Source organism: Stenotrophomonas sp. SORGH_AS_0321, from assembly GCF_031453215.1.
Lineage (GTDB): Bacteria > Pseudomonadota > Gammaproteobacteria > Xanthomonadales > Xanthomonadaceae > Stenotrophomonas > Stenotrophomonas chelatiphaga.
Window position 1 is genome coordinate 2,861,671 of the sequence record NZ_JAVIZG010000001.1, and the last position, 24,416, is coordinate 2,886,086.

19 protein-coding genes, 1 pseudogene and 1 riboswitch are annotated in these 24,416 nt (G+C 66.9%); of the genes and pseudogenes, 12 read left to right on the forward strand and 8 right to left on the reverse strand.

The window, feature by feature from the left end:
- Positions 1-31 precede the first annotated feature (31 nt).
- A complete protein-coding gene (locus tag QE373_RS12890; RefSeq protein WP_309687156.1) occupies positions 32-1,282 on the reverse strand; it encodes a DUF819 family protein in 1,251 nt (416 codons plus the stop codon).
- Between the two features lie 123 nt (positions 1,283-1,405).
- Here QE373_RS12890 and QE373_RS12895 point away from each other — a divergent pair, with 123 nt between their 5' ends.
- Together QE373_RS12895 and QE373_RS12900 are read left to right on the forward strand one after the other, a co-directional pair.
- Positions 1,406-2,626, forward strand: coding sequence for an ISL3 family transposase (locus QE373_RS12895; RefSeq protein ID WP_309683669.1), 1,221 nt, complete (start codon positions 1,406-1,408; stop codon positions 2,624-2,626).
- Between the two features lie 147 nt (positions 2,627-2,773).
- Entirely contained in the window at positions 2,774-3,160 is a 387-nt protein-coding gene (locus tag QE373_RS12900; protein ID WP_309687159.1) for a VOC family protein, read from the forward strand.
- On the opposite strand, the gene QE373_RS12905 is transcribed toward QE373_RS12900, so the two are convergent.
- Together QE373_RS12905 and QE373_RS12910 are read right to left on the reverse strand one after the other, a co-directional pair.
- Positions 3,152-4,432 carry a HAMP domain-containing sensor histidine kinase gene (locus tag QE373_RS12905; protein ID WP_309687162.1) on the reverse strand — a complete coding sequence of 427 codons (1,281 nt, stop codon included), beginning with the start codon at positions 4,430-4,432 and terminating at the stop codon, positions 3,152-3,154. The genes QE373_RS12900 and QE373_RS12905 overlap by 9 nt on opposite strands.
- Positions 4,422-5,120, reverse strand: coding sequence for a response regulator transcription factor (locus QE373_RS12910; protein ID WP_309689793.1), 699 nt, complete (start codon positions 5,118-5,120; stop codon positions 4,422-4,424). Before QE373_RS12910 ends, QE373_RS12905 begins: the two co-directional genes overlap by 11 nt.
- A 223-nt stretch (positions 5,121-5,343) precedes the next feature.
- Between QE373_RS12910 and QE373_RS12915 the strand changes: the two genes are divergently transcribed.
- The 4 genes from QE373_RS12915 to QE373_RS12930 all read left to right on the forward strand — a co-directional run bounded on the left by QE373_RS12915 (position 5,344) and on the right by QE373_RS12930 (position 11,568).
- Positions 5,344-6,966 (forward strand): glycosyltransferase family 39 protein, encoded by a 1,623-nt coding sequence (locus QE373_RS12915; protein WP_309689796.1) that lies wholly within the window; start codon positions 5,344-5,346, stop codon positions 6,964-6,966.
- 107 nt (positions 6,967-7,073) lie between these two features.
- A complete protein-coding gene (locus QE373_RS12920; RefSeq protein WP_309687164.1) occupies positions 7,074-7,832 on the forward strand; it encodes a phosphatase PAP2 family protein in 759 nt (252 codons plus the stop codon).
- Entirely contained in the window at positions 7,829-9,475 is a 1,647-nt protein-coding gene (locus tag QE373_RS12925; RefSeq protein ID WP_309687166.1) for a phosphoethanolamine--lipid A transferase, read from the forward strand. The genes QE373_RS12920 and QE373_RS12925 overlap by 4 nt, the downstream gene beginning before the upstream one ends.
- Before the next feature lie 107 nt (positions 9,476-9,582).
- Complete coding sequence (locus QE373_RS12930; protein ID WP_309687167.1) at positions 9,583-11,568, forward strand: M2 family metallopeptidase; 1,986 nt, start codon at positions 9,583-9,585, stop codon at positions 11,566-11,568.
- An 83-nt stretch (positions 11,569-11,651) separates the two neighbouring features.
- On the opposite strand, the gene QE373_RS12935 is transcribed toward QE373_RS12930, so the two are convergent.
- Both QE373_RS12935 and QE373_RS12940 read right to left on the reverse strand, forming a co-directional pair.
- Positions 11,652-12,044 carry a hypothetical protein gene (locus QE373_RS12935; protein ID WP_057509140.1) on the reverse strand — a complete coding sequence of 131 codons (393 nt, stop codon included), beginning with the start codon at positions 12,042-12,044 and terminating at the stop codon, positions 11,652-11,654.
- A 58-nt stretch (positions 12,045-12,102) separates the two neighbouring features.
- Entirely contained in the window at positions 12,103-13,338 is a 1,236-nt protein-coding gene (locus tag QE373_RS12940) for a multidrug effflux MFS transporter (RefSeq protein ID WP_057509139.1), read from the reverse strand.
- A 306-nt stretch (positions 13,339-13,644) separates the two neighbouring features.
- A riboswitch (glycine riboswitch) is annotated at positions 13,645-13,747 on the forward strand.
- 60 nt (positions 13,748-13,807) lie between these two features.
- Between QE373_RS12940 and gcvP the strand changes: the two are divergent.
- The 4 genes and pseudogenes from gcvP (at position 13,808) to QE373_RS12960 (ending at position 17,895) form a co-directional block, all read left to right on the forward strand.
- Positions 13,808-16,676: pseudogene (gene gcvP, locus QE373_RS12945) on the forward strand (aminomethyl-transferring glycine dehydrogenase).
- A 418-nt stretch (positions 16,677-17,094) separates the two neighbouring features.
- The gene (locus tag QE373_RS12950; protein WP_309687171.1) at positions 17,095-17,322 is read left to right on the forward strand and encodes a hypothetical protein; all 228 of its coding nucleotides are present in this window, start codon (positions 17,095-17,097) and stop codon (positions 17,320-17,322) included.
- 85 nt (positions 17,323-17,407) lie between these two features.
- A complete protein-coding gene (locus tag QE373_RS12955) occupies positions 17,408-17,635 on the forward strand; it encodes a hypothetical protein (protein WP_309687174.1) in 228 nt (75 codons plus the stop codon).
- 35 nt (positions 17,636-17,670) lie between these two features.
- Positions 17,671-17,895 (forward strand): hypothetical protein, encoded by a 225-nt coding sequence (locus QE373_RS12960; protein ID WP_309687177.1) that lies wholly within the window; start codon positions 17,671-17,673, stop codon positions 17,893-17,895.
- Positions 17,896-17,963: 68 nt separating this feature from the next.
- Here QE373_RS12960 and QE373_RS12965 read toward each other — a convergent pair whose 3' ends face one another.
- On the reverse strand, positions 17,964-19,346 hold the full coding sequence (locus tag QE373_RS12965; protein WP_309687179.1) for an amino acid permease: 1,383 nt from the start codon (positions 19,344-19,346) through the stop codon (positions 17,964-17,966).
- Positions 19,347-19,428: 82 nt separating this feature from the next.
- On the reverse strand, positions 19,429-20,139 hold the full coding sequence (locus tag QE373_RS12970) for an AraC family transcriptional regulator (RefSeq protein WP_057509354.1): 711 nt from the start codon (positions 20,137-20,139) through the stop codon (positions 19,429-19,431).
- A gap of 118 nt (positions 20,140-20,257) precedes the next feature.
- On the opposite strand from QE373_RS12970, the gene QE373_RS12975 reads away from it, so the two are divergent.
- Entirely contained in the window at positions 20,258-22,372 is a 2,115-nt protein-coding gene (locus QE373_RS12975) for a catalase (protein ID WP_309687185.1), read from the forward strand.
- Positions 22,373-22,473: 101 nt separating this feature from the next.
- Here the strand turns inward: QE373_RS12975 and QE373_RS12980 are convergent, their stop codons facing one another.
- Positions 22,474-23,250, reverse strand: coding sequence for a hypothetical protein (locus QE373_RS12980; protein ID WP_309687187.1), 777 nt, complete (start codon positions 23,248-23,250; stop codon positions 22,474-22,476).
- 190 nt (positions 23,251-23,440) lie between these two features.
- On the opposite strand from QE373_RS12980, the gene QE373_RS12985 reads away from it, so the two are divergent.
- Entirely contained in the window at positions 23,441-24,415 is a 975-nt protein-coding gene (locus QE373_RS12985; protein WP_309687189.1) for a L,D-transpeptidase, read from the forward strand.
- The last annotated feature ends 1 nt before the right edge of the window (position 24,416 follow it).

Here is a 24,416-nt window from a genome sequence, read left to right on the forward strand (position 1 = left end):
TCTCCCTGAAATGGCAGGCGCAGCTATCGGCTCATGCCCCGGCCATCGCCTTCAGGATCAGCCCGGTGACATACGCAAGGCCGGTTCCGGTCGCATAGCCCACCGTTCCGAGCAGCACGCCGACCGGCGCCAGCGACGGGTGGAAGGCCGCAGCCACCACCGGTGCCGACGCTGCCGCACCGATGTTGCCCATTGAACCGACGCCGAAGAAGAACAACGGCGCGCGCATCAGCTTGGCCACGATCCACAGCACCAGCACGTGGGTTGCCATCCAGATCAGGCCGAGCAGGAACAACCACGGACGATCCAGCAGCGACAGCAGGTCCATCTGCATGCCGATGCAGGCGATCAGGAAGTACAGGAACACCGTGCCCAGCCGCGAGGCACCGGCCGATTCCAGCTGGCGCGCGCGGGTGAAGCTCAACGCCAGGCCCAGCGCGGTGGAGAACAACACCACCCAGACGAACTGGCTGTCCAGGCTGAACTGGCTGGACCAGCCGACGTTGGCCTTGAACCAGGCCGCCAGCGGCGCGGCGATGGCATGCGCCAGCCCCACCCCACCCAGCGCCACACCCACGATGACCATCAGATCGGTCAGGCTGGGAATGCGCGCGTTCTGCGCCTCATAGGCGCTGATCCGCGCCTTCATCTCATCGATGGCACGGGTGTCGGCGCCATTGCGGGCATCGATCTGCTGCGAGCGGTTGGCCAGGAACAGCAGGATCGCCATCCACAGGCTGGCACAGGCCACGTCGACCACCGCGAACTGGCCGAAGGTGGTGGCATCGGTGCCGAAGATTTCGCGCATCGCCACCATGTTGGCACCGCCGCCGATCCAGCTGCCGGCCAGCGCGGCCATGCCCGCCCAGGTATCACCGGACACGGTTTCAGGATGGATCAGCTTCATCACCTGGAAGGACACGATCGCACCGAGCATCACCCCGGCGGTACCGGCGCAGAACACCACCAGCAGCTTCGGGCCCAGCTTGACGATGCCCTTGAGGTCGATGGACAGCGTCAGCAGCACCAGCGCTGCGGGCAGCAACACGTCGCGTGCCACCGGGTTGTACAGCGCGGTGGCATGGCCATCGATCAGGCCGGCGGTGTTGTAGATGGCCGGGATGAAGTAACACAGCAGCAACGCCGGAACCCAGGCGAATATCTTCTTCAACAAAGGCGTGGGGCCACTGGCCGCCCAGAAAATGAGCGCAAGGGTGGCGGCGATGAGCCCCAGGCCGACGATGTCGCTGGAGATCAGGGCGGTAGCGGGTTCGGTCGGCATGCAGTCCTCTGTCGATCGAAAAGTGACGGGCGAAAAAAATGGTTCTTCTCCCATCTGAGGGGAGAAGGCGCACGGCCGACCAGCTAGATTTGTAGTTGTCGAGACAACAAACCGAGGCCGGCCGTGGCCAAGCTGGATTGTATGCCGTTGCTGGGAGGCTGGGCGGGGTATCGCCTGGATGGGTGGCGCCGCGAGGCACGTGGCGCAGCCACGTGGCTGGTGCTTTCGCTGGTGCCCGATTCACGCCGCCGCCGACGCTGCAGCGGATGCGACAAGTGGGTCGTGGCCATCCACGACCAGACGCTCCGGCGGGTTCGTGACCTGCCTGTGTTCGATGCGCCGGTCGAGTTGGAGATCCAGCGACAGCGACTGGCCTGTCCTCGCTGCGGGCCAAAGCTGGAGCATCTGGATTGGTTGGAGCGGCATGCCCGGGTAACGCAACGGCTTGCGCAGAGCGTGGCACGCATGTGTGCCACGACCTCGATCCATGCCACCGCAAAGTGGCATGGCTTGGACTGGAAGACGGTCAAGGCACTTGATTTCAGGCATCTGGTGCAGACGCTGGGGCCGGTGGACCTATCGGACGTAAGAGTGATCGCGATGGACGAGTTTGCGATCCAGAAGGGCCATCGCTACGCCACCGTGGTGGTCGAGCCATCACGCAAGCGCGTGCTTTGGGTCGGTCGAGGACGCAGTCGCGCTGACGTGCGCCCCTTCTTCGAGTTACTCGGAAGGGACGGCTGCGAACGCATCCAAGCGGTCGCCATGGACATGAATTCGGCATTCGACCTGGAAGTGAAAGCCCAATGCCCCAACGCCGAGGTGGTCTACGACCTCTTCCATGTCGTGGCCAAGTACGGGCGCGAAGTCATTGATCGGGTGCGGGTTGACGAGGCCAATCGCCTACGCACCGACAAGCCCGCGCGACGGGTGGTGAAGACCTCGCGCTGGCTCCTGCTGCGCAATAGGCAAAACGTCCCAGCCGAGCAGCGCGTCCAACTCGAGGAGCTGCTGGCCGCCAACAAAGCCCTGCTGACCACGTATCTGCTCAAAGACGACCTGAAGCAGCTGTGGCGCTACCGAAGCCAGAGCTGGGCGGAGAAGGCCTGGCGGTCATGGAAGCATCGCGCCCTGCGAAGCGGGCTGGAGCCGCTGCGCATCTTTGTCCGCCGTCTGCAACCATATCTCCCGGGCATCCTGGCCCACTGCCGATGGCCGCTCGGGACGAACCTGGTGGAAGGCATCAATAACAAGATCAAGGTCATCAAGCGCGTCGCCTACGGATACCGAGACGACGCGTATTTCTTCCTGAAGATCCGGGCGGCCTTCCCCGGAGTTGGGTGAAGAACCAAAAAAATGCCGCAGGAGGCGGCACCCGCCGAGCTTACCATCGGCCCTGCCCGGCCGCATGCCGCAGCGCGGCTTGCCCGGTCCTTCGCCGCTGCGCAGAATCCGCCGGAAATCCCCCGGAAACCCGCCAGGAGCACGTCCATGGAACTCGGTGCTTTCTCCATCAGCCTTTCAGTGAAAGACCTGGATGCGTCACGTGCGTTCTATGAGGCGCTGGGCTTCAGCGTGACCGGTGGCGATGCCGCCCAGGACTGGCTGGTGCTGCGCAACGCCAACACCGTGGTCGGGCTGTTCAAGGGAATGTTCGAAGGCAACTGGCTGACCTTCAACCCGGGCTGGGACCAGCAGGCCAAGCCGCTGCCCGGCTTCACCGACATCCGCCAGCTGCAGGCCCGGCTGGATGCCAGCGGCGTCCCCCTGAGCACGCGCGCCGATCACGACGGTAACGGGCCGGCGCACGTGATGCTCAGCGATCCCGATGGCAACGTGATCCTGATCGACCAGCACGTGCCGCGCCCTTCAACCTGAGCGCGAGGCGCTGACATCCAGGGTAGCCAGGGTGCCACGCGGCTGTACCGGTTCAAAATGCAGCGTCCACCCCAGGTGCTCGCACAGGCGTGCCACCAGTTCCAGGCCGATGCCGGCGTGTTCGTTGCGCAGCCCGCGTGCCATGCGCGCGTGGATGGCGGCGATCTCCTCCGGACTCATGCCGTGTCCGGGGTCACGCAGGGTCAGCACGCCGGCCGAGGTCAGTTCCAGCTGGATGCTGCCACGTCCACTGTTCTCGATGGCGTTGCGCAGCAGGTTGCCGATCGCCGCCTGCACCACCGCCAGCGGCGCGATCACATCCACCGGCGCGGCCTGCAGGCCCACGGTCAGGTCCTTGTCCCCCAGCAGGTGACGATGGTCTTCGATGATCTGCAGCAACAACGGGGCCAGTGCGATGCGCTCGGCGCGCGCGGCCAGCCGCGCCGGATCACGGGCCAGGACCAGCAGCAGTTCGATCAGCTCCTCCACGTCCTCTGCCGTGCGCTGCACGCGCTGCATCTGCTGGCGTGCGCGCTCGGGCAGGCCCGGTTGCTCCAGCGCCAGCTCCGCTGCGCCGGTGATCACCGCCACCGGGGTACGCAGTTCGTGGCTGGCGGTACTGATGAAAACCCGTTCGCGCTCGACGAACTGCTCGTTGCGCGCAAGGTAGTCGTTGAGTGAATTGGCGATGGTATGCAGCTCGGCGCTGCCACGCGGATCCACGCTGATGCGCTGGCCCGGCGCCCCCGGTTTCAGCGCGCCGATGTCGCCTGCCAGCAGGCTCAGCGGGCGCACCACCCGCTGCATGCCCAGCCGCGCCATCACCACGGTGACGATCACCATGACCAGCCCGGCCAGCAGCACCCAGCGCGTGGCGAACTGTTCCAGCGCTTCGAAATCGGAAATATCCAGCGCGAGTGCCAGCCGGCCCATGGTTTCCGTCTGCCGCACCATCACCGCCGCCTTGCGTTCGCCGATCGGGATGCCGTCATGCAGCCCGGGATGCAGGCCGCGCAGGGTTTCCGGCGTGCTGGCCTGGTCCAGCCGGTACAGGCTCAGCGTGTCCGAATCCTGCCATCGATACTGCGGGTCGCGCTCGCTGTGCAGGATGATGCTGTCCAGTTCGGAGTTCAGCAGCGCGCGCCACGCCGCGTGCTCGGCATGTTCATGCACGTTGTTGCCCACGCCGAACACCGCCAGCGAAATCAGCGCAAGATAGGTCAGCAACCAGCCCAGTACGCGCCGGTACAGCGGCGCCGGCCTAGCGGCCATCGATCATCTCTCCTTCCTGCACGGCCAAGCGGTAGCCGACCCGCGGCAGGGTATGCACCAGCTTGCGCGCGAACGGTCCGTCCACGCTGCGGCGCAGTTCGTACACATGCGATCGCAGCAGGTCGCCGTCCGGCGGCTCATCACCCCACAACGCGAACTCCAGCTGCTGGCGGGTAACGGCAGCCGGACTGGCGCGCATCAGCACTTCCAGCAGCTTGCGGCAGGCCGGGTACAGGTGCAGCACCTGCCCTGCGCGCTGGGCTTCCAACGTGGACAGGTCCAGCACAAGGTCGGCCACCTGCAGGCGCTTGCGTGGGTTGCGTCCCTGCGCACGCAGCAGCAGCGCATCCAGCCGCACCTCCAGTTCGGGCAATGCGAAGGGCTTGGTCAGGTAATCATCGGCGCCTGCGCGGAAACCGGCGATCTTGTCGGGCAGTTCGTCGCGGGCCGTGAGCATGATCACCGGCACTTCCGAGGCATGTTCGGCGCGCAGGCGACGAAGGACTTCCGGGCCCTCCATGCGCGGCAGCATCCAATCCAGGATCAGCGCATCGTAGAGCTGCGTGGTGGCCAGGTGCAGGCCGGTGATTCCATCGGGCGCAACGTCCAACACGTGCCCGCGCGACTCGAAATAGTCGAACAGATTGGCGACCAGTTGCCGATTGTCCTCGATCACCAGCAGACGCATGCGCGTATCCATCCCGTAGTTCCCTGCATGGTAGCGCCGCCGATGTCGGAATCCCGTGCCCCCCCCCCCCGCGCTTCCGACGAATTTCCCACGCGCCCGGATGGATAGTCCGGCTTTGCCCGGATGCGCCCCCCCCTTGTCCCCGCCTTCCTTCCCCCGTGCGCGCTGGCGCCTGCCCCTGCTGTGGCTGCTGGTAGTGATCGCGCTGGCGGCCGGCATCGGCATGCGCCTGCCGCAGCCGCCGGACGAGCCCCGCTTCGTGCTGGCCGCGCGTGCCATGCTGGACTCCGGCCAGTGGCTGGTGCCACACCGGGGCAGCGAGTTCTACGCCGAAAAGCCACCCGTGTACATGTGGATGCAGGCAGCGACGCAGCAGGTGCTGGACTGGAAGGGAAGCTTCCTGCTGCCGTCCCTGCTGGCCGCCCTGCTCAGCCTGTGGCTGGTGGCCGACCTGGCCCGTCGGCTGTGGTCGCCGCGGGTGGCGCCCCATGCCATGGCGGCCCTGTTCTGCAGCCTGCAGTTCGGCCTGATGGCCAAGCGCGCGCAGATCGACATGGTGCTGGTGGCGATGACCACGCTGTCGTTGTGGGGCCTGCTGCGGCACCTGTGCGAACGCCGCAACCTGCCGGCGCTCTGGCTGGCCGGCATCGCCGCCGGCGTGGGCACGGTCACCAAGGGGGTCGGCTTCCTGCCCCTGCTGGTCGTGCTGCCGTGGTTGGCGTGGCGGTCCGGTTACCGGCGGCTGCGCGGCCACGTGGCGCCGGGCCCTGCCCCCTCCACGCTGGCCTGGCTGCTGCCGTCCTTCCTGCTCGGCACTGCGGTCTGGCTGGCGCCGCTGGGTTGGGCCCTGCTGCGCCAGCCCGACCCTGCCCTGCAGGCCTATGCGCATGAACTCCTGTTCAAGCAGACGGCCACCCGTTACGCCCATGCCTGGCATCACGTGCAACCCGCCTGGTACTACCTGCAGGTGATGCTCACGCTGTGGCTGCCCGGCAGCCTGCTGGTGCCCTGGCTGCTGCGGCCGTGGTGGCGGCGGCTGCGTCGCACCGATGCACGCCTCTGGCTGCTGCTGGGCTGGGCCGTGCTGGTGCTGCTGTTCTTCATCCTCAGCCCCGGCAAGCGCGAGGTCTACCTGCTGCCGATGCTGCCGGCGCTCGCGCTGGCCAGTGCCCCGCTGTTGCCCGGCCTGCTGCGCCGGACCGCTGTGCGCCGCTACCTGGTGGGCTACAGCATCGCCTTGGGGCTGCTGGCGATCACCGTCGGTGCCCTGTTGGTGTACGCCGCGCCATGGGCCGTGGCGCAACTCGAGCGACGCGCGATGCCGACCAGCCTGTTGCCCGTTCTGGGGGCAGGCCTGCTGGTCCTGGGAACCGCCGTACTGGGGATATCAGCATGGCTGCGGCAACGCCACGCCGCCGCGCTGGTGCTGGTGACCCATGCCTTGCTGTGGTGCGTGTACGGCGTCGTGCTGCTGCCCGCGATGGACCCCTACGCCTCCGCTTCGGCCCTGATGCAGCGTGCAGGCGCACGGATCGGGCCACGGGCCGAACTGGGCCTGCTGGCCTGGCGCGAACAGAACCTGCTGCAGGCGGACCGACCGGTCCGCGAGTTCGGCTTCAACCGTCCGTGGGACCTGCAATGGCAGGACGCCGGCCAGTGGCTCGCTGCTGCGCCACGGACACGCTGGCTGCTGGTGCTGGATGCGGCGATGAGCCCCTGCGTGGATATCGCGCAGATCATCGACATCGGCATGTCCAACGGCAATCGATGGCAGCTGGTACCGGGAACGGCGTGGTCCCGCACGTGCCACGCAGAGGCGGGCGGGGCAAGCGACGCTGAAGACTGAGCCAGCGTGGCGGGATGGTCGGGTTTAACCGAAGCCGAACATCGCTCCGATTTTTCTCCGACAACGCGCTCCCTAGCATGGCCGCCGATCCACCAAAGGCCTTGTACATGCACCGCTCCGCTGTTCCCGGATATCCGCTCCCACGCATTTGGCAGATCGCAAGCAGCGGATTCACCGCACGCCACCTGTGGCTGCCCTTGATCGCGGCCTCCCTGATTTTCAGCGCGCTGGTGCTGGGCGGTGACCAGTGGATCGCCGATCGCATCTTCGCGCTCGAAGGCCAGCACTGGCTGCTGCGCGATGCGTGGGGCACCACCGTCCTGATGCACAAGGGCGGCAAATGGCTCAGCGCCACCGCAACGCTGGTGCTGCTCGTGCTGTGTTTCCACCACTGGCGCTACGGCAGCAATCGCCACCTGCGCTGGGCGCTGCTGTACCTGGTCCTGGCCATCGCACTGGGCACTGGCGCGGTATCGCTGCTGAAATCGCTGACCCACATGGATTGCCCGTGGGACCTGCTGCGCTATGGCGGACAGCGTCCGTTCGTCGGCCTTCTGCAGGCGCGGCCCGCCATCCTGCCCGCCGCCGCCTGCTTCCCTGCCGGCCAGGCCAGTGCGGGTTACGCATGGGTCAGCCTGTACTTCTTTGCGCTGCTGTGGCGACCGGCCTGGCGCTGGCGCGGGTTTGCCGTCGGCCTGCTTGCCGGCATCGCGCTGGGGCTTGCCCAGCAGCTTCGCGGCGCGCATTTCATGTCGCACGACCTGGGCACGCTGGGCGTCTGCTGGCTGCTCTCGCTGGGCCTGTATGCGCTGGTGCGTTCCCGCCTGCCGCGTCGGGCGTGGCACCCAGCGGGAGCGCGCGCATGAATGCCACCGTCGCACGCGGCGTACGGCTGCCGGCCATGGCTTGGCTGCAGTGGCGCCCGCTGATCTCCAGCGAGGCGCTGATCGCGCTTGCCAGCCTGTACTTCGCCGTCGCAGGCAATGGGCTGTTCTGGACCAGCGCAATGGCCACCCACCCCGGCAGCATCTGCTATGCCGTGTCGCTGCTGCTGCTGCTGCTCGGGACCCACGCCTTCCTGCTGGGTCTGCTGGTCTGGCGCTGGAACGGCAAGGCCGTGGTCAGCCTGCTGATCCTGCTGACCACGCTGGCTTCGCACTACATGAGCCGTTACCACATCTACCTGGATGCGGACATGCTGCGCAACGTGCTGGCAACCGACCGCCGCGAAAGCCGCGAGCTGCTCACCGCCTCGCTGGCCGGGCCGTTGCTGATCGGCATGCTGCCGGTGGTCGCGCTGTGGCGGGTGCAGTTGGCGCAGCGGCGCTGGACCGGCACCCTGCTGTGGCGCGCCGGCTTCCTGCTGCTCGCCGCCAGCGTGGCACTCGGCGGTGCGCTGCTGTCGTTCCAGGAAATCTCGGCGTTGATGCGCAACCAGCGCGAAGTGCGCTACCTGGCCACGCCCGCCAATGTCCTGCTGGGACTGCCGCGCGCCCTGCGTGGCGACAACCCGGTGCAGCGCGCGCCCAAGCTTCCGATCGGCACCGATGCCAAGGCAATGCCCCGCGCGGCGGGAAGCAGGCCACGCCTGCTGCTGGTCGTCATCGGCGAAACCGCGCGTGCGCAGGACTGGGGGCTCAATGGCGGCACGCGCCAGACCACCCCGGAGCTGGCGCAGAAACAGGTGATCAACTTCCCCGACATGCATTCCTGTGGCACCAGCACCGAAGTATCGCTGCCCTGCATGTTCTCGCCCTGGGGACGCCGCGACTACGACGAGAAGAAAATCCGTGCGCACCAGTCGCTGCTGCATGTGCTGGACCATGCCGGCATCGCGACGCTGTGGCGTGACAACCAGTCCGGCTGCAAAGGCGTCTGCGATGGACTGCCGTTGCAGTCGCTTACCGATGCCACCACGCCGGGGCTGTGCGCCGACGGTCGCTGCATGGACGAAATCCTGCTGCAGGACCTGCCGGCACAGGTCCGCGCGAAACCCGGTGACCGGGTCATCGTGCTGCATCAGCTGGGCAACCACGGGCCAGCTTATTTTGAACGCTATCCGCCGCGCTTCCGCCGCTTCACGCCTACCTGCGATACCGCTGACCTCGGTCGTTGCACGCGTGCCCAGATCGCCAACAGCTACGACAACGCGCTGCTGTACACCGACCATGTGCTGGCCCAGGCGATCGGCCGCCTGCAGGGGATGCAGGACTACGACACCGCGATGATCTATGTCTCCGACCATGGCGAATCGCTGGGAGAGAAAGGCCTGTTCCTGCACGGGGTGCCCTACGCGATCGCACCGCAGGAACAGACCCATGTGCCGATGACGATGTGGTTCTCACCGCAGTTCGTGCGCGACCGCAGGCTGGACCTGGCCTGCCTGCGCGAGCGTGCCGGCCAGCGCACCGACCACGATGCGCTGTTCTCCTCCGTGCTGGGCCTGATGCAGGTGCGCACCGCGCTGTACGATCCGCAGCACGACCTGTTCGCCCGCTGCGAAGGCTGATCGGCGTGCGTCGTCCCGCCCCGTAGTGCCTTTCATTGCACTGCCCCTTGCGGCAGCGGGCCCGGGCCACTAGCCTTCAGCGGTCGTTCACCACCCAAGGACCACCCGTGAAACACCGTCATCTCCTGTTGGCGTCGGCAATCGCCGCCGCCACGCTGTCGCTGGCCGCCTGCAAGAAGGAGCCCACCCCGGGCACCGACACCGCGACCGCAACGGCGCCGGCCGGCGAAACCGCCGACCAGTTCGTGGCCCGCATCAACGCCGAATACAAGGCCGCGTACCCGGAGATGACCTCGGCGCAGTGGCTGTCGTCGACCTACATCAACGGCGATTCCGAACGCGTGGCGGCCAAGGCCAACGAACGCTCGCTGACCCAGCTCAACAGCTGGATCGAACAGGCGGCGAAGTTCGAAGGCCAGCCGATGTCCGACGACAGCAAGCGTGCGCTGCAGCTGCTCAAGCTGATGTCGTCGATGCCAGCCCCGCGCGACCCGGCCAAGCTGGCGCAGCTGACCCAGATCGCCACCCGCATGGAAGGCAGCTATGGTGCTGGCAAGTACTGCACCGACGCCAATGATCCGAACTCCTGCCGCCAGCTCGGCGACCTGGAGCAGGTGCTGTCCAGCAGCCGCGACTACGACCAGCAGCTGGATGCGTGGCAGGGCTGGCACGGCACCACCAGGAACATGCGGGGCGATTACCAGCAGTTCGTCGGCCTGGTGAACGAAGGTGCCAAGGGGCTGGGCTTCGCCGATGCCGGGCAGATGTGGCGCAGTGGCTATGACATGCCGCCGGAGCAGATCGGCCCGGAAACCGATCGCCTGTGGGAACAGGTCAAGCCGATGTACGAGCAGCTGCACTGCTACGCCCGCGGCAAGCTCGACGCCACCTATGGCAAGGACAAGGCCGAAGTGGGCAACGGCCTGATCGCCGCCCACCTGACCGGCAACATGTGGCAGCAGGACTGGTCCAACCTGTGGGACCAGCTGCAGCCGTATCCTGGTGCCGGCAGCCTGGACATCACCGCTGCGCTGGAAAAGCAGTACCAGGGCAACCTCAGCGGCGCGCTGGCCAAGGCCGGCAGCAACGCCAACGTGGAAAGCCTGTACAAGGCGCAGCGTGAAGCCGAACTGCGTACCGCGCGGCAGATGACCGAACGCGCGCAGGACTTCTACGTGTCGCTGGGCATGCCGGCGCTGCCGAAGTCGTACTGGGAGAACACCCAGTTCATCAAGCCGCAGGACCGCGACGTGGTGTGCCATGCCAGCGCCTGGGACATGAACATGGAAGGCGACGTGCGCACCAAGATGTGCATCAAGCCGAACGAAGAAAACTTCACCACGATCTACCACGAGCTCGGCCACATCTATTACGACCTGGCCTACAACCCGCTGCCCCCGCTGTTCCAGGGCGGTGCCAACGATGGCTTCCATGAAGCGATCGGCGACACCATCGTGCTGGCGATGACGCCGAAGTACCTGAACTCCATCGGCCTGGTCGACAAGCCGGAAGAAAGCCGCGAAGCGGTGATCAACAACCAGATGCGCATGGCGCTGTCCGGCGTGGCCTTCCTGCCGTTCGGCCTGATGATCGACCGCTGGCGCTGGGGCGTGTTCGACGGCTCGATCACCCCGGACAACTACAACAAGGCCTGGTGGGACCTGAAGGCGCGCTACCAGGGCGTGGCCCCGCCGACCACGCGCGGTGAAGAGTTCTTCGATCCGGGCGCCAAGTACCACGTGCCGGGCAACACGCCGTACACCCGCTACTTCCTGGCGCGGATCCTGCAGTTCCAGTTCTACAAAGGCCTGTGCGATGCGTCCGGCTACAAGGGACCGCTGCACGAATGCAGCTTCTACGGCAACAAGGAAGCCGGGCAGAAGTTCTGGTCGATGCTGAGCAAGGGCGCCAGCCAGCCGTGGCAGGCCACGCTGAAGGAGCTCACCGGCGGTGACAAGCTCGATGCCGGCCCGATGATCGAATACTTCACCCCGGTCAACGCCTGGCTGAAGGAGCAGAACCAGGGCCAGGTCTGCGGTTGGCAGGCCAGCGCGGCCGCGCCGGCAGCACCGGCAGCGCCTGCACAGCGCTGATCATCCGGTGGCGTCGGGCATGGCCCGGCGCCACCATCGGACGTCATGCAACGCCGGGCATCGCCCGGCGCGATCAAGCGGGGTCAGTTGGCCTTGCCAGCGGCCATCTTCGCTGCCAGCGCGTCCTTGAACTCATCGAAACTGAGCCCCTGCGCATTGGCCTCGGCCTGCGCGGCATCGCGCAGCGCATCCGAATACACCAGGCGCACCGGCGTACCCTTGCGTTCGTGCAGTTCGCCGGCCTGCATGATCAAGGCCAGCACCTGGGCGGCGCTTTCACTCTGGCCGGCGATGCGGCCATCCATGCCCAGCACCCATTCACCATCGCGTCGCACCACGCCGGCCAGCAGCGTGCGCTGCTGGTCACGCAGTTCGGCGTGCGGCTCGACCGGCGAGGCCTGCGCGGCTTCGCGGTTGGCGGCCTGGGTTTCGCGGCGCCGGCGGATGTCACGGCGCAGTTTCGAGGTGGTCGACATCAGCGGAGTACGGGCAATCGGGGCGCCAAGGATACCGCACGCCACGCGCGGACCTGCTTCACGGCGGGCCGCCCGCGGCCACCCGCAGTGCCTCTTGATCGCGCTCGCGCCGGTGTTCCCAGTACCAGAACACGAAGCCCACGGCGAAGAACGCCGCCTGGCCCAGGGCCAGCTGCAGCGGCGAATGGCTGAGCAGCGGCGACACCAGCCCGGCCACCAGAGTGCTGACCATCAGCTGCAGGAAGGCCTGCAACGACGACGCCAGCCCGCGCTGGTGCGGATACATGTCCAGCACCGCCAGCGCCAGGATCGGGAAGATCAGCGCCATGCCCAGGCCACCGATGAAGATCGGCAGCACCGCCCAGGGCAGCGCAAGCTGCGGCGCGGTGGCCACGTAGGCGATGTTCAGCACGGCGGACACCGCGCAGCAGATGAAGCCGATGCTGACCTGGCGGGTCGGCGTGGTGCGGCCGGCCATGCGCCCGGACAGGAACGAACCGGCCGTCATGCCGCCGATGGTCGGGATGAACAACCAGGCGAATCCGCCCTCGCCCAGCCGCAGGTGCTGCATCACGAACATCGGCGCGGAGGCGATGTACAGGAAGATGCCACCGAAGTTGATGCTGCCGGCCAGCGCCAGCCGCATGAAGCGAGGATTGGAGCCGATGCGCAGGTAGTCGCGCACCAGTCCGCGCGGCGACAACGGCGTGCGCGCGGCGACCGGATGGGTTTCCGGCAGGAAACGCGCGGTGGCCACCAGCAGCAGCAGCGAGAACACCACCAGGAACCAGAAGATCAGTGGCCAGCCGGCACCGCTGAGCAGGATCCAGCCGCCGATGATCGGCGCGATGGCCGGCGCGATGCCGAAGATCATCGACACCTGGCTCATCAACCGCTGCGCATCGTGGCCGTGGTACAGGTCACGGATCACCGCGCGGCCGACGATCATGCCGACGCCGGCCGACAGGCCCTGCAGCGCGCGGAACATCAGCAGCGTGGTCAGGTCGGTGGACAGGGCACAGCCGACCGAGGCGCCCACGAACACCACCAGGCCGCCGAGGATGACCCGCTTGCGTCCCCAGGCATCGGACAGGGGGCCGTGCGCCAGGCTCATCAGGCCATAGAACAGCAGGTAGACACTGACGGTCTGCTGCACCGCCACTTCGTCCACCCCGAGCCGCTGCGCCAACTGCGGGAATGCCGGGAAAATGGTGTCGATGGAGAACGGGCCGAACATCGCCAGGCCTGCGAGCAGCAGGGCCAGACGGCGGGTCGAAGGCGAGGCGGCAGTCATGGGAGCGTCCGGAGGAGCCGCGCAGGCCATGCGCGGCAGGCGCCCGACCCGGCCCAGGCAGGACAGGAAGGTGGCGCCGGATGAATACGAGAGTGGTGCCATGATAGGCCGTTGGCCGCCCCAATACCATGCGATCCGGACCGGATCCGTCCGGTGGGTCGTAACGCATTCAGCAGGGTCTACCGGGCCGCCGCCCCCCCGGCTTCCACGCGGCCCGCTATAATCGGCGGGCAACAAGGTGGGAGAAGCAGGACACCGCTGCCGAAGGCGCAAACGCCCGTAATCGCTCAGGCCCGTGACCACCCGCATCAAAACTCTGGAGAGACCGGTTCGATCCGGCGCCGAAGGGGCACGAAGCCGCGCACACGCGCGCTTCCAAACTCTCAGGCAAAAGGACAGAGGGGCGCCCCGCGGGCTGCTGATCGGCAGCCTGCCCACGTGCGTGCCCTTTCCCGACGGATCCTTCGCCATGTCCCAGAACACCCCTTCGTTGCGCGAGCTTGAACACCACAACGCGTTCGTCGAGCGCCACATCGGCCCCAACGACGCGGAGATCGCGCAGATGCTCGGCGTGGTCGGCCATGCCTCGCTGGATGCGCTGACCGACGCCATCGTGCCGGCCCGGATCAAGTCGCCGGCGCCGCTGGCGCTGCCCGAATCGATCACCGAAGTGCAGGCACTGGCCAAGATCCGCGCCATCGCCGACCAGAACACCGTGCTGCGCAGCTTCATCGGACAGGGCTATTACGGCACCCACACGCCGAACGTCATCCTGCGCAACATCCTGGAAAATCCGGCGTGGTACACCGCCTACACCCCGTACCAGGCCGAGATCTCGCAGGGCCGCATGGAAGCGCTGATCAACTTCCAGACCCTGTGCGCCGACCTGACCGGCATGGAAATCGCCAACGCCTCGCTGCTGGACGAAGCCACCGCCGCCGCCGAGGCGATGACCCTGGCCAAGCGTTCGGCCAAGTCGAAGTCGGACACCTTCTTCGTGCACGACGCGGTGCATCCGCAGACGCTGGAACTGCTGCGCACCCGCGCCGAGCCGCTGGGCATCGTGCTGCGCGTGGGCACCCCGGCTGAAGCACTGGAAGCGGAGGCGTTCGGCCTGCTGCTGCAGTACCCGGACACCTTCGGCCAGGTCGCCGACCACAAGGCGCTGGTGGATGCCGTGCATGCGCGCGGCGGCCTGGTCGCCGTGGCCACCGACCTGCTGGCACTGACCCTGCTGTCCGCCCCCGGCGAATGGGGCGCGGACATCGTGGTCGGCAACAGCCAGCGCTTCGGCGTGCCGTTCGGCTTCGGCGGTCCGCATGCGGCCTTCATGGCCTGCCGCGATGCCTACAAGCGTTCGATGCCGGGCCGCCTGATCGGCGTTTCCATCGACGCCCAGGGCAACCCCGCCTACCGCCTCACCCTGCAGACCCGCGAGCAGCACATCCGCCGCGAGAAGGCCACCTCCAACATCTGCACCGCACAGGTGCTGCTGGCGGTGATGGCCTCGATGTATGCGGTGTACCACGGGCCGGACGGGCTGACCCGCATCGCCCGCCGCACCCACCGCCTGGCGGCGATCCTGGCCGCGGCCCTGCGCAGCAACGGCGTTGCCGTCGGCAGCGACTTCTTCGATACGCTGCACGTGACCGGCATCGATGCCGCCGCGATCCACCAGGCCGCACGCGCGGCCGGTTACAACCTGCGTGCCATCGACAGCAGTTCGGTCAGCATCAGCCTGGACGAGACCGCCACCCGCGAGGACGTGGTCGCGCTGGCCGCCGTGTTCGGTGCGCAGGCCGACGTGGATGCGCTGGACGGCAGCACCGCCGACGCGATCCCGGCCGACCTGGTGCGCCGCAGCGACTTCCTGACCCACCCGGTGTTCAACACCCACCACAGCGAGCACGAACTGCTGCGCTACCTGCGTTCGCTGGCCGACAAGGACCTGGCGATGGACCGCACGATGATCCCGCTGGGTTCGTGCACGATGAAGCTCAACGCCACCGCCGAGATGATTCCGGTGACCTGGCCGGAGTTCGGCAACATCCATCCCCTGGTGCCGGCCGACCAGGCCGTGGGCTACAAGGCGCTGATCGAAGGCCTGGAAGCAATGCTGGTGGAATGCACCGGGTACGACGCGGTGAGCCTGCAGCCCAATTCCGGCGCGCAGGGCGAATACGCCGGCCTGCTGGCGATCCGCGCCTATCACCGCTCGCGCGGCGATGACCATCGCGATATCTGCCTCATTCCCGATTCGGCCCACGGCACCAACCCGGCGTCGGCGCAGATGTGCGGCATGAAGGTCGTGGTGACCAAGACCGACGCCAACGGCAACGTCGATGTCGAAGACATCCGACGCAATGCGGAAAAGTACAGCGACCGCCTTGCCGCGCTGATGGTCACCTACCCGTCCACGCACGGCGTGTTCGAAGAAGAGATCGTGGAGATCTGCGAGATCATCCACCAGCACGGCGGCCAGGTGTACACCGACGGTGCCAACATGAACGCCCTGGTCGGCGTGGCCAAGCCCGGCAAGTGGGGCTCGGACGTGTCGCACCTGAACCTGCACAAGACCTTCTGCATCCCGCACGGCGGTGGTGGTCCCGGCGTGGGCCCCTGCGCGGTGAAGTCGCACCTGGCCCCGTTCCTGCCGCGCGTGCTCGGTGGCGAAGGCGATGTCGGGATGGTTTCGGCGGCCTCGTTCGGCAGCGCGTCGATCCTGCCGATCAGCTGGATGTACATCACGCTGATGGGCAGCGAAGGCCTGCGCAAGGCAACCCAGGTCGCCCTGCTCAACGCCAACTACATCGCCACCCGCCTGGCCCCGCACTTCAAGACCCTGTACACCGGCCGCAACGGGCTGGTGGCGCATGAGTGCATCCTGGACGTGCGCCCGCTGGAAAAGACCAGCGGCATCGGTGCCGAAGACATCGCCAAGCGCCTGATCGACTTCGGCTTCCACGCGCCGACGCTCAGCTTCCCGGTCGCCGGCACGTTGATGGTGGAGCCGACCGAAAGCGAATCCCAGCACGAGCTGGACCGCTTCATCGACGCGATGATCCAGATCCGCGAAGAGATCGCTGCCATCGAAGATGGCCAGCCTGGAGCGCGAGGACAACCCGCTGAAGAACGCACCGCATACTGCCACCGCGGTGACGGCCAGCGAGTGGACCCACGCCTACCCGCGCGAACTGGCGGCGTTCCCGCTGGCCAGCCTGAAGCAGTCCAAGTACTGGCCGCCGGTAGCCCGCGTGGACAACGTGTACGGCGACAAGAACGTGATGTGCGCCTGCATCCCGGTCGATGCGTACAAGGATGACGAAGTCAACGCCTGACCGGGTCAGCACGACCGGACCGCTATGACGAATCACGGCCCGCGCAAGCGGGCCGTTTTTTTTGTATCCGAGCAATCCGTCCAGCGCGGCGCCCGGACGCACCGTCGCATTCAGCATAGCCGACAGCGACCATTCCGTAATTTCCTACAGCGGTCGCCGCGATCTCACGTTCGCTATTAACGTCACGTCTCATTCAAAAACCACGCAGTGCTCATCGGTAACGGCACTGCGTCGCGGACGTAAAAGTAAGCCGAAATTCTGCTAGACACGTCACATTCCGACATCACCAACGGGCAAGCCGCAGCGCATTGTGACTCCACGTTCTGACACCGGCCAGCCAGGACGAAACCCCGATCGCGAGCGGGGTCGAAACCGCCGCCCATCCCGGTCGACGGGAACTTTCAAACGGAGAATCATCATGAGTCATCTGAAAGCCATTGTCGCTGCCGCCGCTCTCGCCTTCACCTTCGCCATTCCGGCTGCCCATGCGCAGCCTGCGCAGGACCGCGGCGTCGCGGACTGCGCATTGAAGTTCGCCCTCTGCCTGACGTCGGGCGGAGATGTGCTGACCTGCGGTACCGCGTTCGCAAAATGCGTTGCGGCAGGCGGTGTGTCCACCGCGGTCGCCGATCGCCGCGAGCCCTGAGGCCGATGGACGCGGGCGCCGACGCGCCCGCGTCCTCCTCAAACGCTGGTTTGCACTTCAACCCGTCTCTTCAACAGGAGTTGTCATGTCCTTTTTCAAAAGCGGTGTCCTCGCAGTTGCCATGACCTTAGCCGCCTCGCTTCCTGCAATGGCCCAGTCATCGGAACCGCGCGCCGCGTCGCTCGACTGCGCCAAGGCGTTTTTCCAGTGCTACTACATCAATGGCCGCGACCTGGTCAGCTGCACCCTGGAGCTGGGCAAGTGCCTGGCCGGCGCAACCAGCGTCGCACTCCCTCCAACACCCACTCGCTGAGCCCCTTGGGCGATGCTGACTTAAAAGGAAAAAAAATGAACATTCGGATCCTTGCCGGCAGCCTATTGCTGATCGGCGCCATCGCTGCCCCTCCTGCACACGCACAAGCGGTGCCAACCGGCAATCCGCTCACCTGCGGTATAGAGTTCGCAAAATGCGTGGCGACCACCGGCAATTGGCTGACCTGCGGCATCGGCTACAAGCGCTGTATCGATACGCCCAGCATGACGCGGGTATCACTTCCGGTGACAGTCGACTGAGGTGGCGCACACACGCGACCGGTGCACCGGTCGCGCGTGTGCCGGCTGATCCGATTCCTGCCCGATCCTCAGTGGCCTCCGGCGCGGATGCGACGAGCGAACGCACTGCAGCCGGCGATGAACAGGGTCAGGACCACCATCGACAGGAACTGCAGGCGGGTCTGGTCGCCGTACAGCAGCAGCGCGAAGATCAAGGCCAGGATGGCCAGCGCCAGCGCCGTCAACCAGGGGAAAGCGGCCATACGGAATGGCAGCGCCACCCCTGCGCGGTCCGCCCGCCGACGCAGCACGAGCTGCGACAGCAGCGACAACGTCCACACCAGCAGGCAGGTGGAACCGACGATGTTAAGCAGCACCGGCAGCACCCTGTCCGGGAACACCAGCTCCATCACCGTAGCGGCGAAGCCGAACAGGACGCTGGCCAGCACCGCCAGCACCGGCACCTGGCGACGGTCGGCCCAGCCGAGCACCGCAGGCGCCTCGCGGCGCTGTGCCAGCGAGAAGATCATCCGCGAAGCGCCATACAGGTTGGCGTTGAGCGCGGACAGCAGCGCGATCACCGCAACCAGCGTGATGGCGGTGCCGGCACCGGGGATATTGGCTGCTTCCAGCACGGCGGCGAACGGCGATTTCAACGCCTCGCTGGTCCACGGCACCACCGCGATGATGACGCTCAGCGAACCGATGTAGAACACCAGGATGCGCCATGCCACGGTACGGATCGCGCGCGCGATGCTGCGCTCGGGGTCCTCGGTTTCAGCCGCGGCGACCGCTACGATCTCGGTGCCGCCGAAGGCGAAGATCACCACCAGCAGCGCCGCGCCGACGCCGGCCAGGCCGGTCGGGGCAAAGCCGCCATTGCCGGTGAAGTTGGACAGGCCCGGTGAGGTGGCATCCGGCAACCAGCCCAGCAGCAGCGCCGCACCGATGGCGATGAAGCCAAGGATCGCGGCCACCTTGAGGATTGCGAACCAGAACTCGAACTCACCGAAGTTCTTCACCCCCAGCAGGTTGATGGCGGTGAAGAACAGCATGAACGCCAAGGCCGCCATCGGCACCGACAGCCCGGTCCATACCGTCGCCAGCAGGCCGGCCGCGCCTACCGCTTCGGCGGCGATCACGATCACCAGCTGCACCCACCACAGCCAGCCGACGGTGGCACCGGCGGTCGGGCCCAGTGCGTCGGCGGCATACACCGAAAACGCCCCGCTGGTCGGCTTGTTGGCCGCCATTTCGCCCAGCGCGTTCATCACGATGATCACCAGCGCACCGGCGACCAGGTAGGACAGCAGCACGGCCGGGCCGGCCAGCTGCACGCCAACCCCGGAGCCGAGGAACAACCCGGCGCCGATGGCACTGCCCAGCCCCATCATGATCAGCTGGCGGGGCTTGAGCGCATGCCCAAGGCGGGGGGTCGAAGCAGGAGCGGCAGGCGTCGGGTTGGCAGGCATCGAAGGACACTGTGTGCGGCAACAAGGCCGTCACATTACCTTGTCCGGCGCGCCGGTGGGATAGGCCGGATGGCCTGCCGGCTCAGCCGCCTGCCAGTTCGGAGATGCGCGCCCGGTAGGCGCGTGGGGAAAGCCCCGCCTCCGCCTTGAACTTGCGGGTGAAAGCGCTCTGGTCGCTGAAGCCGCAGGCCTGGCCGATGCTGGCGATGCTGTCGTTGCCATGCAGCAGATGCATGGCCATCTGGATCCGCAACCGGGTAAGTACCTGTTGCGGGGTCATCTGGAACACCTTGCGGAAGCTGCGCTCCAGTTTGGACAGCGAGAACCCGGTGATGTCCAGCAGGGTCTGCATGCGCACGTTCTCGGCGTAATGCGCATTGAGGTGGGCCAGCGCCAGTCGCAGGTGCTCGTACTGCGCGCCCAGGCTGTGCTTCTGCCCCAGGTCGCGGGAAATGCCGATCAGCCCCTTGATCTCCCCTTCCACGACCAACGGACGCTTGCAGGTCAGGCACCAGCCCGGTTCCCGGTTGGCGAACAGGTGCAGTTCCATCAGGTTTTCGATCACCGCCCCGGCGATCACCCGGGCATCCTGGTCGGCGTAGTCCGCGCTCAGGCCGGTGGGATAGATCTCCGCCGCCGTCCGACCGATCACGTCCTTGCGCGATTTCAACCCGAGCCGGCGCAGCATGGTCTGGTTGATGTGGGTGTAACGCCCCTCGCGGTCCTTCATGAAGAACAGCACGTCCGGAATGGCGTCGAACAGGGCTTCGATGTCGGCAGGTTCAACACGCATGCCCACAGCATAGCCGACCCCCGTTTTGCCTGCGCGCTCACCTGCACGGGACCGTGGATTAACACCTGACCGGCCACAGTCGAACAGAGACCCCGCCAATCCACCAGGAGATCCTTCAATGGCCGCCAGCAAGCCCTCCGGCAAGCGCGCACCCGCCCAGCCCACGTCCGCACCGTCGTCCAGCGAGGCGCTGGAACAGCGCGGCCAGGGTGATGAACTGCACCAGCTGGCCGGTGGCTCCCACCCGGTACTCACCAGCAACCAGGGCATTCCGGTTTCCGACAATCAGAACTCGCTGCGTGCAGGGCTGCGTGGCCCCAGCCTGCTGGAAGACTTCCTGCTGCGCGAGAAGATCACCCACTTCGACCACGAACGGATCCCGGAGCGCATCGTGCATGCGCGCGGCAGCGCCGCCCATGGCTACTTCGAGCTGACCCGTTCGCTGGGCAAATTCACCCGGGCGAAGGTGCTGACCGAAGTCGGCGTCAAGACGCCGGTGTTCACCCGCTTTTCCACCGTGGCCGGCGGTGCCGGTTCGGTCGATACCCCGCGCGACGTGCGCGGATTCGCGGTCAAGTTCTATACCACCGAAGGCAACTGGGACCTGGTGGGCAACAACATCCCGGTGTTCTTCATCCAGGATGCGCTGAAGTTCCCGGACCTGATCCACGCAGTGAAGATGGAGCCGGACCGCGCCTTCCCGCAGGCGGCCAGCGCACACGACACATTCTGGGATTTCGTGTCCCTGATGCCCGAATCCATGCACATGATCATGTGGGCGATGAGCGATCGCACCATTCCGCGCTCGCTGCGCATGATCGAAGGCTTCGGCATCCACAGCTTCCGCCTGCTCGACGAGGCGGGCAATTCCACCTTCGTCAAGTTCCATTGGCGGCCCAAGCTGGGGCTGCAGTCGACGGTATGGGACGAGGCGCTGAAACTGCAGGGTGCTGACAATGATTTCCAGCGCCGCGACCTGTTCGAGGCCATCCAGCGTGGCGACTTCCCCGAATGGGAACTGGCCGTGCAGCTGTTCACCGAAGAAGAGGCCGAACAGTTCCCGTTCGACCACCTGGACCCGACCAAGATCGTCCCCGAATCGCTGGTTCCGCTGCAGGTGATCGGCCGGATGGTACTGGACCGCTGGCCGGACAACTTCTTCGCCGAAACCGAGCAGGTAGCGTACTGCCCGGCCAACGTGCCGCCCGGCATTGACTTCAGCAATGACCCGCTGCTGCAGGGGCGTTTGTTCTCCTACCTGGATACCCAGCTGATCCGCCTGGGCGGGCCGAACTTCCACCAGATACCGGTCAATGCACCGAAGTGCCCGTTCGCCAACCACCAGCGCGACGGCCACATGCAGATGCAGGTGCCCAAGGGCCGGGTGGCCTATGACCCCAGTTCGCTGGAAGCCGACACGCCGCGCGAGACGCCGGCCGGTTTCCGCAGCCATGCCACCTTCGATGATGGGCGCAAGGGCCGCACCCGCGCCGAGAGTTTCTCCGACCACTTCAGCCAGGCACGGATGTTCTTCCGCAGCCTGGAGAAGCCGGAGCAGGCCCACCTCGCTTCTGCGCTGGTGTTTGAGCTGTCCAAGGTGGAAACCGCTGCGGTGCGCGAGCGCACCGTCGGCCAGCTGCGCAATATCGATGACAGCCTGGCCCAGCGCGTGGCCGACGGCCTGGGCATGGCCGCGCTGCCGGACCCGGTGCCTGCCGCCGTGCCCGCGCAGGACCTGCCCAACGCCCCGGAAGTGCGCACCATCGGGCGCGGCAAGGACAGCCTTCAGGGCCGCTGCATCGGCATCCTGTTCGACGAAGGATCCGACGCCGGCGTGATTGCCGGGCTGCGCAAGGCCGCGCAGAAAGCCGGCGCGGACGTGAAGCTGGTCGCGCCCAAGCTGGGCGGCGGCGTGCTCAGCGACGGCAAGCGCCAAGCCGCGGATGGTCAACTGGCGGGTACGCCCTCGGTGGTCTTCGATGCGGTCGCGGTGGTGCTGAGCGCGGATGCGGGCAAGGCGCTGTCCAAGGAGTCCGCCGCGATCGATTTCGTCAGCAACGCGTGGGCACACCTGAAAGCTATCGGCCACGATGACGGCGCCAAGGCGCTGCTGAAGGCCGCCGGCGTCGGCAATGATCCCGGCATCGTGGGCGCCGCGGACGCGCAGGCATTCATCCGCGCGGCCGCGCTCCGCCAATGGGCACGCGAACCGAAACTGCGCCTGCTGGCCTGACAGCGGGCCGCACCCGGCGGTTACATCGGTGGGTGACAACCCTCGGACGGGTGGGTAACGACCCTCGGATGGGTGGGTGACGACCGTTGGTCGTCACGCTCTCAGCGCGGAGCTGGCTTGCCCGCTCCGCGCCCCGGCGCAGCCACCTTCGCCGCCACCACTACCGCCTGCACCCGGCGAACCGCGGCGATCGGCACCGTTTCGGCCCGTCGCTGCGCCGGCCACCACAGGAAGACGAACGCGCTGCTGGTGCCCAGCAGCCGCGCCTGGCCCGGCAATGCCGCCGCGTCGCCGATCAGGTGCACGGTCACCGCATCACCGTCCCGGTGATCGCGGATGTCCGCGCCGCGCTGGGCCACGTAACCGGCCGCCGCCACCGCCATGAACAGGGTCACGGCCACGGTCATCGCGGTCAGCGGACGCATCCGCGTCGCCTCCCAGCTGGTGAACACCGAACGCCCCAGCAGCATCTTCCACGCCCGGTTGCGGCCGGCCAGCCGCGCCACGGCATCCGGATTGCGCAGGCGCAGCGTCTCCGGCCAGGTCACCAGCAGCACCAGCAACACGCCCGACACCAGCAGGCCGATGTATACCGGGTCGCGCACACCGGCGACGAGGAAATCGCTGGCCTGCAGGTAATCCAGGATCGACAGTCCGAAGCCACGGTAGAACCAGTAGCTGCACCACAGGCCGAGCGCGGAAACCAGCAGGTAGGCCGTGGTGAACAACAGCGCCGGCTCGCGCCGCATGCGGTGCGAGGCCCGCAGCACGAGGGAATCCTCATTGCCCTTCGAAACCGGTATCAACGACCAGTCGAACGCGCTGGGCCGACTGCCCGGCAGCCCGCCGGCAGGTACTGCGTTGTCACTGCTGTCCATGGCATCCCCTTGTCTTGCGCCCAGCATCGGCCAAGATGCGCCGCAGCGGTAGTGTCGCGCGTGCTCACCCCCCCTCCCGTCGTCGAACACGCGCGGCGCTGCATCGTCCGCTCAGCCTCCCCTCAGCCTTTTCACGGTGGCTGCGCATGCCCCATGGGCATGGTGGAGGCATTCGATCAAGGAGTTCCCGATGCTGCCCAAACGCCTGCCCCTCTCTTCCCTGCTGCTCACCTGCCTGGGCCTGGCCGCCGCGCCGCTGGCGATGGCCCAGGCGCCTGCGCCTGCCGCCCCCGCGCAGGCGGCGGCCGGGCAACCGGTGAACATCGAACCGCGCTCGCCGCTGCACGCCCAGGTCCTGCTGGACCGCGCGAACTTCTCGCCCGGCCAGATCGACGGCGAGGTCGGCTCGAACCAGCGCCGCGCGGTATCCGGTTTCCAGGCCGCGCGCGGACTGAAGGTCACCGGCGAACTGGACGAGGAGACCTGGCAGGCACTGCAGGCCGACAGCACCAACATGCTGGTGCGCTACACGCTCACCGCCGAAGACGTGGCCGGTCCGTTCCAGCCCACGCCCAAGGGGCCCGCCGCACAGGCACAGCTGAAAGCACTCGGATTCGGCTCGGTGGCTGAAGCACTGGGCGAACGCTTCCATGCCTCGCCCGACCTGCTCAAGGCACTCAATCCGGGCGTGGACCTGGGCAAGGCCGGAACCACCATCCAGGTGCCCAACATCGGCGGCGGTGCACTGCCGAAGGCGGCCAAGGTGCTGATCGACAAATCCGACTCCACCCTGCAGTTGCTGGACGACCAAGGCAAGGTGCTGGCCCAGGTGCCGGTGTCTTCCGGCAGCCAGCACGATCCGCTGCCGATCGGCGAGTGGAAGATCCTCGGCGTTGCCCGTGACCCGACCTTCCATTACAACCCCAAGCTGTTCTGGGATGCGAAGAAGGGCGACAGCAAGCAGACCCTGCCGCCGGGCCCGAACAATCCGGTCGGCGTGGTGTGGATCGACATCTCCAAGCCGCACTATGGCCTGCACGGCACGCCCGAGCCGGGCCACGTGGGCAAGACCGAATCGCATGGCTGCGTGCGCATGACCAACTGGGATGCGCTGCGCGTGGCCGATGCGGTGGGACCGTCGCTGACCGTGGTGATGCAGGAGTAAG